The sequence below is a fragment of the Pseudomonas sp. SA195 genome, from assembly GCF_054131565.1.
The window spans coordinates 1,853,714-1,868,136 of record NZ_CP096392.1 but is presented as its reverse complement, the minus strand read 5'-3'; the positions used below and the strand labels follow the sequence as shown (position 1 = coordinate 1,868,136).

Sequence of the window (14,423 nt, the reverse complement as noted above, 5' to 3'; positions counted from 1 at the left end):
CTGAAAGGTTGTTCTGCAAAGCTCGGGGTGCTTAGGTCACTTGGCACACCTCGCCCGTTTCGGCTTGGAGTCGAAGAGCCTCCTACATTCAACAGGTATAGAAGCTAGGCTGATGAACTACTGCAGGGCTGCCTATCGGCTCTATACGTCATGAGGGCAAGATGACTCTTCTTGGTGATTTAGCGAAACTCGATGTTCGCCGTCAGGCGCAGCCGGATGTCATCCGCACATGAATAAGAGATGTATGGTTTCGATTCAGATGGGTGGTGAGGACAAGACTGCGAAAATTAGTGACTGGTCGATCCGCTGGAGCGACAAGTACGAAACCCTGCAGTTAACGTGTTGCTACCCTTCCAAGAAAACTTATACGCGTCCACTTAGCGACTGTCGGGTTTCGCCCACCCGCGAGTTAGGTGAGATGTTGTTGACCAAGCCCGGCAGCACGATAGTCAAGCCTATTGCCAAAGCTACGATCTACGGCGAGCGATATGCGGTCGTGCACTATCCAGATGCCGAAAAGCCCTATGTCTATAAGACAGAGGGCATCGGTTTTGCCGCGCCAACCGCAATGAAGGATTCGCCAGTCTTTCGATATTTCTTAGCCGTGGCGAATGCCCGGAAGGATCGCGCCGAGTCAAGGACCGAGCGTGAGATTGCCGCGAATGTAGTGCGCCAACTGGAAAAACTACCCGCCAGTGCCGACACCGCATTGCAGGCCTACTGTACCGGGCGCAATGGCACGCTGGCGCTGGGTCAGGGGCTGATCTATCCGTTCGGTCTGAACGAGAGTCAGCTCGCGGCAGTCGAGCAAGCCTTTCGCGCACAGGTCAGCGTGATCGAGGGCCCACCGGGGACGGGCAAGACCCAGACCATCCTCAACATCCTCACCAATATCCTGCTGCGTAGACAGACGGTTGCCGTGCTGTCCAACAATAATGCGGCGGTGGAAAACGTCTACGAGAAGCTGGAGAAATGCGGCCTGGGCCATCTGATCGCCAAACTCGGCAATCAAGACAACCGCAAGGGCTTCTTTGCAGATCTGCCGCCTTGGCCTTTGAGCGAGCCCGAACCCGCACCGTCGTTGGAAGAGATTCAAATTTTGCTGGGCCGCTTGAAGCAACACTTGCGCGACCACAATCGGGCGGCGCAACTGCAGGCCAAGCTCGATGAGCTAGCAATCGAGCGACGCCACTTGCAGCAGTGGCTGGCAGACAGCGGCATACAGGCTGCCAACTCACTGGATAAGTACAGACTGTCGCCGCGCAAGACAGCAGACCTAATGGCCTACCTGGCCTATCTCGGTGAGCAACGCATCCGCCTCAAGGATCGCGTCGAGCTGCTGTTCAACTTCAGGATTTTCCGCGCCAAACCATTCGCCCAGGGCGATGCGCGCCTGTCCGTCTTTCATGCCCTGCAACTGCATTACTACGACAAGGCGGTGCAAGACACGACAGCAGAGCTGCAGGTGTGCCGCGAATCGCTGGCACGGGGAAATTTCACGGCCCTGCTAGATGAACTGAAAACGGCGTCGATGCGTCATCTTAAGCAGCAACTACAACGCCAGACGCCGCCGTCGAACAGCTTCGATGCCAACACGTACCGCCAACGGTTCGATGCCTTCGTGAAGCGCTTCCCGATCCTCGGCAGCGGCACGCACTCCATCGTCAATTCGATCGCGCCGGGGGCAATCCTTGACTACGTGGTCATCGACGAAGCCTCGCTGCAAGACATCGTGCCGGGCATTCTAGCGCTGGGCTGCGCGAGAAATCTGATCATCGTCGGCGACAACCGCCAGTTGGCACATATTCCCGCGGCAGTGGGCCTCAAGGCACCCGCCGATGCCTACGACTGCGAGCGCTACAGCCTCCTCGACTCGTGCATTGGCGTGTTCAAGGAAGCGCTTCCCAGAACCCTGCTGAAAGAGCATTACCGCTGCCATCCCAGGATCATTCAGTTCTGCAACCAACAGTTCTATAACAACGCACGGGTGCCGATGACCGAGGACAAGGGCGAAGCGCCACTGCGTCTGGTGGTGACCGCCAAGGGCAATCACACCCGCCAAAACGTCAACCTGCGCGAGCTGGACTCTCTGCTCAAGCTGCTTGAGAACGAGGGAGAGCCGGTCGGACTGGACGGCGACGGGCGCGGCTTCATCGCGCCGTTCCGGGCACAAGTAAACCTCTCCGGCACGCACCTGCCAGCGGATTTCGTCAGAGACACCGTGCACAAGTTCCAGGGCCGAGAGTGCGACGAGATTGTTTTCTCCACCGTGTTGGACAAGAAACGCTACAACCAAGAGCGTAAACGTCTGGATTTTGTCGATGACCCTCGCATGATCAATGTGGCGGTATCGCGCGCCAAGCACCGCTTCACGCTGGTAACGGGCGATGAAGTATTTACCGCCAATAACGGCCACATCGCGGCCCTGATGCGCTATATCAGTTATTACGCGCAGGACGAGCAAATCGTGCATGCCCCTGTGGTATCGGCCTTTGACTTGCTGTATCGGGAGTTTGACCTGTCTCTGGCGCGCTTGGATGCCCGCCTGCGGCTTGGTGACTCACGCTACAAGTCCGAGCAGATCGTGGCGCAACTGTTGCGCGAGGTGCTGTCCGCTCCGGCGTACCGGCCGTTGATGTACCACGCGCAGATCAAGCTGGATCAGATCGCATCGCCAATTAGTCAGGATTGGACCGACCGTGAGCGGGCCTTCATGGCGCGCGCCAGTTGTGATTTCGTGATTTATTTCAAAGTAGGTAAAACCCCGGTGGGGGTGATCGACGTCGATGGCGGCTCCCACGATCGGCCCGACCAGGCGGCGCGGGACGCTATAAAGAATGGCGTCCTAGCGAAAAGCGGCATCCCCATTCTGCGCCTGCGCACGGTCGAGAGCCGCATCGCGGAAAGAATCGGTGCATTTGTTGCCCAGTGGGCCAGCCCAACGCCCGGAGCGTGAGGCAGGACCGACCCGCCCAGATCGCAGCGGCGACACCTTCGCCCTTGCCTAGACAGGCTACCGTGCAGCGCCACAGCACCGCATTGAACATGCAGCGGAACAAATATAGGGGATGGGTCCCCCTATGTGCCCCATGCGCAAAACGAAAAAGGCCCGTTCATTCCTGAACGGGCCTAAATCGTATAGTTTTGGTCGGGACGGAGTGATTCGAACACTCGACCCCTTGCACCCCATGCGCTTATTTGGTGGATTCCAATAGATCCTATCGGACACTGACGGACAAGCTTAAGCCTAGTAAATACGGGGCTTACAGGCTAATATCACATCCCATAGCGTCCAATACCGTCCACCACCAGCCACGCAGTTCGGTGGGGCAAAAGTGGGGCAAAATTCGTAGTCAACCGAATCAAGCAAGGGGTAGAGAGTGGCAAAGCTGACAGCGAAACAGTTGGAGGCACTAACCGCAGCCGACGATGGCAAGACACTTCGCGAGGATGGCGGCCTTGTCGCCAAAGTCCGCGCCGGTATTCGCGGAGTCACTGTCCTGTTTCGCTATGAGTTCAAACTGGACGGAGTCAAACGCGACCACCGCCTGGGTAGCTGGCCGAAAAAGTCTCTGGCTCAGATTCGCGCCGATCGTGATGAGGTTAGAGCGACGGCCGCAAAAGGCATCGATCCAACCGCTGCTCGCAAAGCTTCCAAGATAGAAGCTCAAGCCGCAGTAGCAGCGACCATCGCCGAAGCCGAACGCCAAGCGGCCGAAAACAAGACGGTGGCGGACCTCTTCGACGAATGGATTCGCGACGGCGTCTCCCGCCAGGATGGCAATGCCGAACTGACCCGCAGCTTCAAGAAAGATGTCCTACCGCTGATTGGCAAGAAACCACTGCGCCACCTGACCGAAAAGGATCTACTCGCGGTGCTGCGCTCAGTCAAAGCCCGTGGCCTGAACCGCACCGTCGTTATCCGCAACAACGACATTGGCCAGATGCTCCGCTGGGGTGAGAAACGCAAACCCTGGCGAGGCCTGATGACTGACGGCAATCCAGCCGATCTTATAGATGTCAGCAAGCTGCTCGATCACGATTATGAAGAACAACGCGACCGCCTGCTCTCCCCCGACGAGATTCGCGAGCTGCGTGACATCCTCGAACGCCTAGAGAAAGACTACGAAGAGCTTCCCGCTGGCCAGAAGTATTCCGGCATTCGCCCGGTCAACACGCGAGTCCAGTGCGCTCTGTGGATCTGCCTGAGCACCCTATGTCGTATCGGCGAACTGCTTAAGGCCGAGTGGCGCTACCTGGACCTGAAGAAAGGCACCTGGTTCATCCCTGCCGAGGCTACCAAAGGCCATAAAGGCAAACGTCAGGATCACCATGTGTTCCTATCAGCTTTTTCCATCGCGCAGTTCCAGCGACTGCAGAAAGAAACCGGTAATACACCGTTCTGCTTCCCCAGCAAGGACGGTAAAAGCCACGTTGATACCAAGACTGTCAGCAAGCTAATCGGAGACCGGCAGTGCCGGTTCAAAAACCGTACCAAGCCTTTGGCTGGCCGACATCATGACGACTCACTGGTACTGAGCAAGGGCATAAAGGGCGAATGGACACCACACGACCTGCGTCGCACAGGTGCAACCATGATGCAGGAGCTCGGTGTCACGCTGGAAATCATTGATCGCTGCCAGAACCACCTGCTGGGTGGCTCCAAGGTACGCCGGCATTACCTGCACCACGATTACGCCAAGGAAAAGACCGAAGCATGGCGGTTATTGGGAGAGAGGCTGGAGTCGATTCTTGCCGGGAGCCCGAAAGCTGCTGTCCAGCCTCAGTAGCCAGCTTCTTTTTGATGGCGAAAGGCCAAGACATAGGCGGTGTCATCTGCGCGCTCATAGCGGTACAACGCGACGTAACCTGAGTCACCAAACTCAATGATGAGCTCACGCAGCTCTGGCAGATCTGGAAATGGACGCCCTACTTCCGGACTTTCCTCCAATCGAGCGAATTGGCGCTCGATTGCTTGTGCAGCACGGCGCGCGACCTGCGGATCTTTATCGGAGAGAAATCGCCGGCAACGCTCCAGGCCCTTCGCCGCGCCTTCCGTGACGATCAGTCGTGGCACTTGGGCAACTCTGCCTCAGTATCTGTACCCCAGCTACCGAGCCAGGTCCGAGCTTCTTGGCTGGTCAAATGCCGTCCGGTTTCCTGATACGCCGCCCACGATGCCAGGGCTTCCTGCTTGAAGCTCTCACGGGCCTCCTCACGCTCGACGTACTGGGTGATTGCCTCGCGCATGATCCAGTGAGACGAGCGCTGGCGTTGGCTCGCCAACTGCTGAATGCGGCCTTTTAGCTTGTCATCAATTTTGATTGAAGTGGCCATGGTTAGCCCTCTTTATCTAAAGGTATTACCTTTCAATAAGGTAGCAGCAGTCGTGAAAGCTGTCTATCCGATGCTCACAAACAGATCACGATGCTGGAGGTTCGGCCGGGTCACTCGCACCGGTATAGCTGAGTCATCTTCAGGATCTTGGTACGAGCGCTTTCATTAAACTTAAACCAGACGGCGCCCCCCGAAAGGGGCAGTTTCAGCCTCGAAACCGGCAATGCGTGAATCCACGCAGTGCAGCGGATACTTCGCTGGCCAACGAGCCGGGAATCATGAACGCTGCTAACACGCTGCGCGATTCAAAAATATTTCAGACCTTTATTACCCATGGGAAGACGAGCACGAAAGGCTCGTTTCTACCTCTGGGTATCCTCTTTTGAACAGGAGTCTGAATGATGAGTATTTGCTGTCCTTCCTGCGGTTCTCTTCGAGTTGTAGCGCGCAATCATGGTCGGAAAGTCGGGGGCGCTATTGGTGCCGTTGGCGGCACGGCGAGCGGAGCAGCAGGCGCTATGGCTGGCGCAAAAAGCGGCGCGCTTATAGGTGCTTTCGCTGGCCCCGTGGGTATTACGCTGGGTAGCCTGGCTGGGGCGATTCTGGGCGGCCTGGCAGGTGGAACTGCCGGGGGGCTGGCCGGCGCCAAGATGGGTGAAGAGTTCGATTCTCACGTACTCGACAACTATGAGTGCCATCACTGCGGCACTGCCTTTACACAAAATGAGCGTTGAACTCATCGTACCGATATACGAAACGTTATTACGTATACATACGTAGAAGGAGTATTGTAATGGCTCATCTCATCGAAACCATGGCTTACGCTGGCGCTACCCCGTGGCACGGTCTGGGCAACAACCTGCCGCAGAAACAATCCATCGAAGTCTGGCAACGCGAAGCCGGCATGGACTGGCAGATCCTGGAAAGCCCTGTGCACTTCAAGTCGGATGCCATCGGCCATCTGGGCGCGATCCACTCATTCCAGGAACAGAAAGTGCTCTACCGCTCGGACACCAAGGCACCGCTGTCGGTGGTCTCGCAGCGCTATCACACTGTGCAGCCAAAGGATGTCCTGGAGTTTTATCGCGACCTGACCGAGGTCTCCGGCTACGAGCTGGAAACTGCTGGCGTGCTCAAGGGGGGTCGCAAGTTCTGGGCGCTGGCACGCACCGGCCAGGGCGCTGCACTCAAGGGTAACGACCAGGTGAATGGCTACCTACTGTTGGCCACTTCCTGCGACGGCACTCTGGCCACCACGGCAACGCCCACCACCATTCGCGTGGTCTGCAATAACACCCTCACCATCGCCCTGGACGGCACCAGCCGTGCGATCAAGGTGCCGCACAGCACCCGCTTCGATGGTGAGCTGGTGAAAAAGCAGCTTGGTGTCGCCGCCTCGCAATGGGACGACTTCATGTACCGCATGCGCCACCTGGCGGAACGCAAGGTGCAGTGGCATGAGGCACTGGGCTTCTTTATGAACGTGATGTGTGAGACCAGCCCGACCGGTCCGCTTCCTGAACAGCTGCCGAACGAGCGCGCTCTGCGCAAAGTGCAGGAGCTGTACGAAGGCCGTGGCCGGGGCAGTCAGCTCGACTCGGCACGCGGCACTGGCTGGGGCCTGCTCAATGCCGTGACCGAGTACGTCGATCACGAACGCCGGGCGCGCAGCATTGAGTATCGATTGGACTCTGCCTGGTTCGGCCAGGGCGCGCAGATCAAGCAACGCGCCTTGGACGCAGCGCTGCAGCTCGCCGCTTAAGCTGATGCGGCATAAACACAACCCCTGATCGCCACAAGGGTGATCAGGGGTTGTTCAGCTGCTCTGCATTAAATGATCGCCCTTAATCAGGCGTTCACCCAATCCTCGACGCGCAAACCTGGGACTCGCTCGAACTCACGAAGATTATTCGTGACCAGAATCAGTCCCTGGGCACGTGCGTGTCCTGCAATCATCTGATCATACGGGCCAATAGGCTTGCCGATACGAGCCAACTCAGCTCGCAATTGCCCGGAATGAGCCGCTGCCTGAGCGTCGTAAGGCAGTACTTCCAAGCGCGCAGCGAAACCTTCAACGTCCGCCAGATTACGCTCGGGATTAGCGGACTTCTCGGCGCCGTAAATAAGCTCCATCAGGGTGACAGTGCTGATGCTCAGCTGCCCTGAATGGCGCTTGAAGGCTTCCCGCACCTGCTCAGGGCGATTCTTGATCGTGAAAATGCACATGTTGGTATCAAGCATGTACTTCAGCATCAGAACGCATCTCGCTCTTGATCTGCAGGCTGCTCGCGATCCGCCATGTAGTCAGCGGTCACACCTTCGCCATCGAACCAGACGTCCCAGGCCTCGCCTGCCGGCGTGATGATTCGGGCCCGACCAACTACCACTACATCCACCCGCTTCACATCCTCAGGCAGCGCAACCGCCTTGGGCAAACGCACCGCCTGACTGCGGTTGCTCTGAAAAACTGCACCTTGTTCCATGGAAACCTCCTGGGGATATGCCTTACGTATAGCCCATTGTGCCAATCAAGCGGGATATGTCAAAGGCATATCCCTAACTAGCCATCCACCTACCACCATAAACGCCCGGTCAGCCTTGTGCTGGCTGGGCGTTTTTATGCCTGCAGGAGAAACATGATGAAAGCTACTTCATTGAACCGCAGCACCAGCAAATCCCGCCCGGCTCTGCGCCTGGTCAGCACCAAGGAACTGCCACGCGAGGACTGGCTGCAGATCCGCAAGCAAGGCATCGGGAGTTCGGATGCTGCAGCTGCAGTCGGTCTGAACCCCTACAAATCGCAGCTGGAACTCTGGATGGAGAAGACCGGTCGTGATGCTGGCCTGCCCAAGGCCGACCCACAGGATGAGGAAAGCCCGATGTATTGGGGCAACGTCCTGGAACCCATCGTGGCCTGGCACTACAGCAAGCGCACGAAGAACAAGGTACGGCGCATCAACGCTGTGCTGCAGCATCCTGATCCGGAGTTGCCCTGGATGCTGGCCAACATCGACCGCGAGGTAATCGGGGCAGACGATGTGCAGATCCTCGAATGCAAGACAGCCGGCATAAACGGCGCACGCCTATGGAAAGAGGGCGTGCCGGAGTATGTCCAGCTGCAGGTGATGCACCAGCTCGCCGTCACGGGCAAGCAGGCGGCGGATGTAGCGGTACTGCTGGGTGGTCAGACACTGGAGATCCACCGCATCGAGCGAGATGAGCAGATGATTGCTCGCCTGATCGAGCTGGAGCGCCAGTTCTGGCACTACGTAGAAACCGACACCCCACCGCCAGCAGATGGCACAGCCTCAGCTGAGTCGGCACTGCGTTGCCTCTACCCGGAGGACAACGGCCAAGTCATCGACTTCAGCCAGCATGCTGGGCTCTCTGCTGCGTACATCGAGCTGAAAGCCGTGCGTCAGTCGATTGCTGACAAGGAAAAGCGTGAAGCCGAGCTCAAGCAGATGCTGCAACAGGCCATGGGCGAAGCCTGCCGGGCGGAGTTTTCCAGCGGCTACATCACTTGGCGCAAGGCCAAGGACAGCATCGGTCTCGATGTCGCTCAACTGCTCAAGGACAAGCCCTACCTGCAGGCCATGTACCCACTACTGAAACCCGGTGCGCGGCGCTTCATAGTCGGCTGACAAAAATCTTTGGCAAACCCATGCAATTTGCGTTGGGACCGATTGCTGGCATCTGTCAAAAATGATATCAACATGCCACCAGGCTAACACAGACGCTTATTAACAATGAAACATAAGGAAGTATCATGAGAAAATTTATTAACATTTTAGCCTTCGCCCTCACTACATCAACCGGCTCAGCGATGGCTTACAACATCCCTTATGAAAACCAAGTTCCTAACTACCCCCCGGAACATGACGTTGAAGCTTATCCAAAAGCAATTCCTTGTGTTTGGCAACGAATCCACGACCCCAGCCGAAAAGACATTACAAAGGTTCTAAACTGCACAATTATTGCCTGGCCGCGCGAGGTCTCATATACAGACTCCAAGGGAACCCCACATGTAGGTCCTAATTGGCAAGAAGGGTACTGCAGCAACGGATCTTGTATAAACAGCGTCACAGGTGAAGTTTTTGCAGAGGTGCCTGGTACTATTTTGGCGCAAACCGAATTAATGTATTACATACAAGGCTCCGGAGACGAGATTGTAGCCCACAGATCTGGGGAAGGTCCTCTGTTTGGAAAGCCGGCAATATCCTATGCTCAAGCAGGGCGTGAACTTAGAGACTTTTATACTCGCGGCGGAGCAAACGCTGGAGCTGTCGACACATTGTTCAAGCGTAGAACGGGACTCACTTGGACAGATTGGCAAGACAAGCACTCGACTGCTGCCCACAGTGCTATCTATGAATCCGTTTTGGTTACTGACGGAGCAGCAGGGCCTTTTACAGTCACGCCTATGGAAAGTGGAAACGCCATTACTTACCAATCCCGAGCAGGCATTATGAACCTACTGGAGTCAGTCGTTGAGTACGCAGATAGTACTGGCTACGTCGTTATCAATAAGGCTTACGCTTTTGGTCCTGACAAGTACATCCTGATTGTATCCACGGGGGAGTCAGGCATGAGCTGTCCGGCTACCACCTACGTGGTGAGTTTCGATACCAAAGGTGAACATGTCGATGGAAAGGCCAGCATTGATGGCTGCTCAGAGGAAGTCGAGAGCTTCGCTGAAGGCAACAAACTCAGCATCAAGAAAGAAGGCGAAACCATGTTCGTTTTTAACGGCAGAGTCATGTAACAAAGCAATAGTCCTAACAGGACATCTTTACCCGACATTTCTGGTTAAAGAGCCACCCGCAAACACCCTGTGAAGGTTGCCTTCACAGGGTGTTTTATGCCTGCAAGGTGAGCATCATGAAAGCGACTTCAATGGACCGCACCAGCAAGCCGCGTCCTGCCCTGCGCTTGGTCAGTACCAAGGGGCTGCCCCGCGAGGACCGGCTGTAGATCCGCAAGCAAGGTATCGGCAGTTCGGATGCCGCTGCCGCTGTGGGGCTTACTTCTACAAATGGCAGCAGGGCTGTGGCTAGAAAAACTGGACGCGACTCTGCCATACCCAAGGCCGATCCCGAGGATCAGGAACGGCCCCACCTGCAATCCAAATACTCACTGATCAAACCCGGAGCACGGCGCTTCCTGATCAGCTGATTCCAACCTCTTCTCATCACTCCCTCCCCTTGGCCAGCCCATGCAGTTTGCGCTGCGTGGCTGGCCTTTTTTCATTTTCAGGAGAACGACTATGCTCAAAGGTCTGGCTATCACTCCGCCGGTACTCGGGCGGATTTCCATCGGCAAGGTCATCGAGAAGAACGGCAAGCGCCTGCCGGAGAAGGATGACCAATTCACCATCACGTCCCAGGTGCAAAGCAAGGACGGCTGGCTACTGCACCCGCTCAATGACGAGCTGCGGCAGAGCAAGGACGACAAGCTGCGCAGCATCCCGGTACGCCTACTGTTCAACGAGCCGGAATTGAATTTCCGGGCTGACTACACGCTGTTCGACCGGCAGTCTGGCCGGCCACTGTGCGTGGGCAATGGTGAGACCTGTAAGCGCGTTACCCAGGACGGCATGCAGTCGCTGCCCTGCCCTTCGCCGGATGCCTGTCCGCTCGCCAAAGGCGGTGCCTGCAAGCCCTACGGCCGACTGAACGTGGTCATTGGCGATGAGGATCCGCTGGGCAGCTTCGTGTTCCGCACCACCGGCTTCAACAGCATCCGCACCCTCGCCGCTCGCCTGCATTACTTCCAGGCCATCTCGGGTAACCGCCTGGCCTGTCTGCCGCTGGAGTTACGTCTACGCGGGAAGTCGACTCGCCAGAGCCATGGCACGCCAATCTTCTACGCCGATCTGACGGTACGCGGCGGCATGGACATGGCTGAAGCTCTGGTGACCGCCAATGAACTCGATTCACGGCGCCAAGCTGCCGGCTTCAATCAGGCCGCGCTAGATGAAGCTGCACGACGTGGCTTCGGTAATGGTGCCTTCGAGGACAGCGAGGAGGATGTCAGTGCCATCGTGGAAGAGTTCTACCCCGAGGGTGAGGCACCTGCATCAGCGCCCACCGCTTCACTCCACCCAACCAAACCCAGCCTGGCTGAAAAGCTCGATGCACAGGCCGCTCGTCAAAACACACCCTCAGACCAAGGAGGACGCCATGCGCCTGCACAAGCTGAAAGCCAGTGACACGACCGGCACCTACTTGGTCGATTCGCCGGTGACGGAAAACGACATTCTACTGATGGCCAGGCAACTGGCCAGTCTGCGCCTGCGCAAAGGACGTGCCTTGACATCGCCGAAGGAGGTATTCAGTCACCTGCAGGCGCTGCTGGCTGATTATGAGCACGAAGTGTTCGCGCTGCTCATGCTCGACAGCCGGCACCGAGTGATCGCATTTGAGGAAGTGTTTCGCGGCACGCTGGATAGCGCCAGCGTCTACCCAAGGGAGGTCGTGAAGCTCGCCCTGGAGCACAACGCCGCTGCCCTGATTCTGGTGCACAACCACCCTTCGGGTGACCCTGAGCCCAGCATGGCGGATCGCAACCTCACCACGAAACTGCAAGACGCGCTGAATCTCGTCAGTGTGCGCACGCTCGATCACATCGTGGTGGGGAACGAAGGCTGCGTGTCACTGGCAGAACTGGGCTACCTGTAAGGAGGCGATATGAAGCTACTGCTACGCACGTTCGCAGCCGCGTTCATGTTTGCCGGGATCCTGGCTGGCTGCCTTGCGATATTGCTACTGGTGATTCTGGTGGTGCGCTTTCCGCCATTACTGATCGCTGTGGTGTTGGCGTGCTGGATCTTCAATCGGCCACCGAAGTCTGAACGCTAGTTGGTCAGAAAACGTGGTTACAGCTGAAAGGCTGTAACCATGCCACTGTCTGCTTTTTTTTTGCTCTGCCTGGTTACCAGGAGCAAGATCACTCACTCGCTGGCATCCTCAACCTTAACGAACGTTGCACTGAACTCCTTGCATTGCCGGTGTTGCTGCAACCGGTTCGCAAAGCTAAACGCGTCGTTCAGTTCGAAGCGCTGGAAGATGTCCAGCCCACGTCCAAGCACGATTTTCCAGCCCGTATCAGTGGTGATGTCACGATCATGCTTAGTCCCTGTCGTGTCATACGCCCAAGTGAACTTGATACCCACCCCTGCACATGCGTCAGCAATTTTCTGCAGGCTTTCGGTCTGGCGATCACCATTGAACTCATCCTCCACGGTGACCACATGTACAGCTACTTCCTCACCTGAAACCAACTGCTTGCTGATCGTCTCCATCAGCTCCATGAGGTTGCGCAGTTGATGGAACATCCGCAGGTACGGATCAATAACGATGATCCGCTTAGCCCCTTTCAGATAGGGCCCAAACAGCCTATCGAAGGTGACACCGCGCTGGTTCTCCTGAATAACAAGGTGCTGAGGTTTCAGCTCCGGCTCTTTGCTCACCGAGCCAGCAAGCTGTTGAATGGGCTGAGGACTGGCCGCATCGCTAACCGGCTCGCGAGGAGCGACATTAGCCGTATCGAACAGATCAGACTCCGAAACCTCACTCGCCACTCGCCGGTGGTACTGGTTCGGGTACTCCCCTTCCTCCAGAGTGCTGACCAGCCTCTCTACACCATCTTTTCCTTGATAGGCAAAACGCACAGCTGGATAAGTGGTGTCTATGCGCAGCAGCTGATCCTTGACCCGCTTACGCCCTTCGATAGCACAGCGCAGCACATCCTCGACCTCCGACTCAGTCGCCTCGTCATGAGGGAAGAGGATCTTCATCAGCCCGGAGAAAGTCTTGTTGATACCGTCACGATCACGCGTGGAGATTTCATCCGACAACGTGTACAGACCTTTGTAGCGATCCGAGAAGTCATGGCTGCGCAGTGAACGGAGTATCTCGGCCAGATAATCGACGACAAAGCCATAGCCGCTGGAGAACATCTCCCCACGGATGACGTCCACCTCCCAGCCCGGTATGTAGCTGTGCAGGCGATCGAGGAAAGCCGAGTCGTGAAATTTCTCCGGCAGCGGATCGAACAGGTCGCTGTGCTTGAGCATGTACGGAACGGTGTGATCGGTGTTGCCCACGAACACCATGCTGGCCTCGGCCCCAAGAGTTTCCACACCCCGCGAGAACGACTTGTTGGCCATGTAGTTCTTCATGATGTCGACCAGCGCCTTGTCCACCCGCTTCTGCTTGCCGGCGAACTCGTCGAAGGCCACCACATCCCAGTAGCCGACCAGGCCGAGCTTGCCCGTACCGTTGTGGACGAACAGTTTGGGCACCGTCACCTCACCGCCGGAAATCAGGATGCCGTGGGGCGAAAACTCGGAGTAGACGTGCGACTTGCCGGTGCCCTTCGGCCCTAGCTCGATCAGGTTATAGTTCCGCTCGCAGAATGGAATCAGACGGATCAGCTGCAAGAGCTTGTTGCGCTTGCCGAACATCTGCGGATTGAAGCCGATGCTCTGGATAAGCAGATCAATCCACTCGTCCGTAGTGAACTGCTTGCGGGAGTCCAGATAACCGTCGAAATCAAAACGGGAGATCTGGATAGGCTTTAGCGAGGCAAGCACCCAGGGAGAAGCAGATTTGTCTTCGGTGTAGTCGTACTCCAAGTCAGCGATGCACCACACGCCCCCGACCAACAGCTTCTGATGTGCCTTGACCGTGCTGGAGTCGATCAGCACCTTCTTTATCCCGAGGTTGGCGAATTCGGCCTCGTACACATCGTCCTTGTCGTTGAGGGAAACACTTATCCGGTCAATGACCTTGTGGCGCCCCTTCTCCTTGATGGTCGAACGCACTAGTCCCGCTTCGTTGCGATGCACATAGTGCTTGCGCAGGATTTCTTTAACTGTCTCGATGCCGGTTTGAATCGTCGACTCGTCATTCGTTGCGCAGTACTGCCCCAGTAGGTACTCCAGTACATAGGAGGGCACGATGGCGTTACCCTTCACCGCCTTGACCAGATCCTTGCGGACGACCAGACCGGCGAAATACTGGTTGATCTTGTCATCGAGCTGACTCATAGCACCAAGGCCTCTAAATCCCGAACAAACCCAA

General features: G+C 56.8%; 14 protein-coding genes and 1 pseudogene. 10 read left to right on the top strand and 5 right to left on the bottom strand.

The window, feature by feature from the left end; genetic code table 11:
* Positions 1–244 precede the first annotated feature (244 nt).
* Positions 245–2,956 (top strand): AAA domain-containing protein, encoded by a 2,712-nt coding sequence (locus M1D78_RS08695; protein ID WP_437419642.1) that lies wholly within the window; start codon positions 245–247, stop codon positions 2,954–2,956.
* Between the two features lie 424 nt (positions 2,957–3,380).
* Positions 3,381–4,790, top strand: coding sequence for a tyrosine-type recombinase/integrase (locus M1D78_RS08690; RefSeq protein ID WP_437419643.1), 1,410 nt, complete (start codon positions 3,381–3,383; stop codon positions 4,788–4,790).
* Here the strand turns inward: M1D78_RS08690 and M1D78_RS08685 are convergent.
* A complete protein-coding gene (locus M1D78_RS08685) occupies positions 4,784–5,077 on the bottom strand; it encodes a type II toxin-antitoxin system RelE/ParE family toxin (protein WP_010953434.1) in 294 nt (97 codons plus the stop codon). The two genes, M1D78_RS08690 and M1D78_RS08685, sit on opposite strands and share 7 nt — an antisense overlap.
* Positions 5,065–5,337, bottom strand: a complete 273-nt coding sequence (locus M1D78_RS08680) for a CopG family ribbon-helix-helix protein (protein ID WP_437419644.1) — start codon at positions 5,335–5,337, stop codon at positions 5,065–5,067. Before M1D78_RS08680 ends, M1D78_RS08685 begins: the two co-directional genes overlap by 13 nt.
* Positions 5,338–5,855: 518 nt before the next feature.
* Here M1D78_RS08680 and M1D78_RS08675 point away from each other — a divergent pair.
* On the top strand, positions 5,856–6,071 hold the full coding sequence (locus M1D78_RS08675) for a hypothetical protein (RefSeq protein WP_003285516.1): 216 nt from the start codon (positions 5,856–5,858) through the stop codon (positions 6,069–6,071).
* 59 nt (positions 6,072–6,130) lie between these two features.
* Entirely contained in the window at positions 6,131–7,099 is a 969-nt protein-coding gene (locus M1D78_RS08670) for a DUF932 domain-containing protein (RefSeq protein ID WP_437419645.1), read from the top strand.
* Between the two features lie 86 nt (positions 7,100–7,185).
* On the opposite strand, the gene vapC is transcribed toward M1D78_RS08670, so the two are convergent.
* Complete coding sequence (gene vapC / locus M1D78_RS08665) at positions 7,186–7,590, bottom strand: type II toxin-antitoxin system tRNA(fMet)-specific endonuclease VapC (RefSeq protein WP_020308731.1); 405 nt, start codon at positions 7,588–7,590, stop codon at positions 7,186–7,188.
* Entirely contained in the window at positions 7,590–7,820 is a 231-nt protein-coding gene (gene vapB, locus M1D78_RS08660; RefSeq protein WP_003285520.1) for a type II toxin-antitoxin system VapB family antitoxin, read from the bottom strand. The genes vapC and vapB overlap by 1 nt, the downstream gene beginning before the upstream one ends.
* A gap of 156 nt (positions 7,821–7,976) precedes the next feature.
* Here vapB and M1D78_RS08655 point away from each other — a divergent pair, with 156 nt between their 5' ends.
* The 6 genes and pseudogenes from M1D78_RS08655 to M1D78_RS08630 all read left to right on the top strand — a co-directional run bounded on the left by M1D78_RS08655 (position 7,977) and on the right by M1D78_RS08630 (position 12,197).
* Entirely contained in the window at positions 7,977–8,981 is a 1,005-nt protein-coding gene (locus tag M1D78_RS08655) for a YqaJ viral recombinase family nuclease (protein WP_437419646.1), read from the top strand.
* A 125-nt stretch (positions 8,982–9,106) separates the two neighbouring features.
* A complete protein-coding gene (locus M1D78_RS08650) occupies positions 9,107–10,102 on the top strand; it encodes a hypothetical protein (protein ID WP_437419647.1) in 996 nt (331 codons plus the stop codon).
* A 116-nt stretch (positions 10,103–10,218) separates the two neighbouring features.
* Positions 10,219–10,452 (top strand): annotated as a pseudogene (locus M1D78_RS08645) (alkaline phosphatase); the annotation flags it as partial.
* A 151-nt stretch (positions 10,453–10,603) separates the two neighbouring features.
* Complete coding sequence (locus M1D78_RS08640; RefSeq protein WP_437419648.1) at positions 10,604–11,548, top strand: recombination directionality factor; 945 nt, start codon at positions 10,604–10,606, stop codon at positions 11,546–11,548.
* Positions 11,520–12,017: a RadC family protein gene (gene radC / locus M1D78_RS08635; RefSeq protein ID WP_219806873.1), complete on the top strand. Its 498-nt coding sequence runs from the start codon at positions 11,520–11,522 to the stop codon at positions 12,015–12,017. The genes M1D78_RS08640 and radC overlap by 29 nt, the downstream gene beginning before the upstream one ends.
* A 9-nt stretch (positions 12,018–12,026) precedes the next feature.
* Positions 12,027–12,197: a hypothetical protein gene (locus tag M1D78_RS08630; protein WP_169713330.1), complete on the top strand. Its 171-nt coding sequence runs from the start codon at positions 12,027–12,029 to the stop codon at positions 12,195–12,197.
* Between the two features lie 92 nt (positions 12,198–12,289).
* Here the strand turns inward: M1D78_RS08630 and brxL are convergent, their stop codons facing one another.
* A complete protein-coding gene (gene brxL, locus M1D78_RS08625) occupies positions 12,290–14,389 on the bottom strand; it encodes a BREX system Lon protease-like protein BrxL (protein WP_437419649.1) in 2,100 nt (699 codons plus the stop codon).
* Positions 14,390–14,423: the final 34 nt, after the last annotated feature.

Excerpts from the sequence above, each read along its gene's own strand:
- radC (WP_219806873.1), top strand. The coding sequence starts at position 11,520 with ATGCGCCTGCACAAGCTGAAAGCCAGTGACACGACCGGCACCTACTTG.
- M1D78_RS08675 (WP_003285516.1), top strand. The coding sequence starts at position 5,856 with ATGGCTGGCGCAAAAAGCGGCGCGCTTATAGGTGCTTTCGCTGGCCCC.
- M1D78_RS08640 (WP_437419648.1), top strand. The coding sequence starts at position 10,604 with ATGCTCAAAGGTCTGGCTATCACTCCGCCGGTACTCGGGCGGATTTCC.
- vapB (WP_003285520.1), bottom strand. The coding sequence starts at position 7,820 with ATGGAACAAGGTGCAGTTTTTCAGAGCAACCGCAGTCAGGCGGTGCGT.
- M1D78_RS08630 (WP_169713330.1), top strand. The coding sequence starts at position 12,027 with ATGAAGCTACTGCTACGCACGTTCGCAGCCGCGTTCATGTTTGCCGGG.
- M1D78_RS08695 (WP_437419642.1), top strand. The coding sequence starts at position 245 with ATGGTTTCGATTCAGATGGGTGGTGAGGACAAGACTGCGAAAATTAGT.
- M1D78_RS08680 (WP_437419644.1), bottom strand. The coding sequence starts at position 5,337 with ATGGCCACTTCAATCAAAATTGATGACAAGCTAAAAGGCCGCATTCAG.
- M1D78_RS08650 (WP_437419647.1), top strand. The coding sequence starts at position 9,107 with ATGAGAAAATTTATTAACATTTTAGCCTTCGCCCTCACTACATCAACC.
- M1D78_RS08670 (WP_437419645.1), top strand. The coding sequence starts at position 6,131 with ATGGCTCATCTCATCGAAACCATGGCTTACGCTGGCGCTACCCCGTGG.
- M1D78_RS08655 (WP_437419646.1), top strand. The coding sequence starts at position 7,977 with ATGAAAGCTACTTCATTGAACCGCAGCACCAGCAAATCCCGCCCGGCT.
- brxL (WP_437419649.1), bottom strand. The coding sequence starts at position 14,389 with ATGAGTCAGCTCGATGACAAGATCAACCAGTATTTCGCCGGTCTGGTC.
- vapC (WP_020308731.1), bottom strand. The coding sequence starts at position 7,590 with ATGCTGAAGTACATGCTTGATACCAACATGTGCATTTTCACGATCAAG.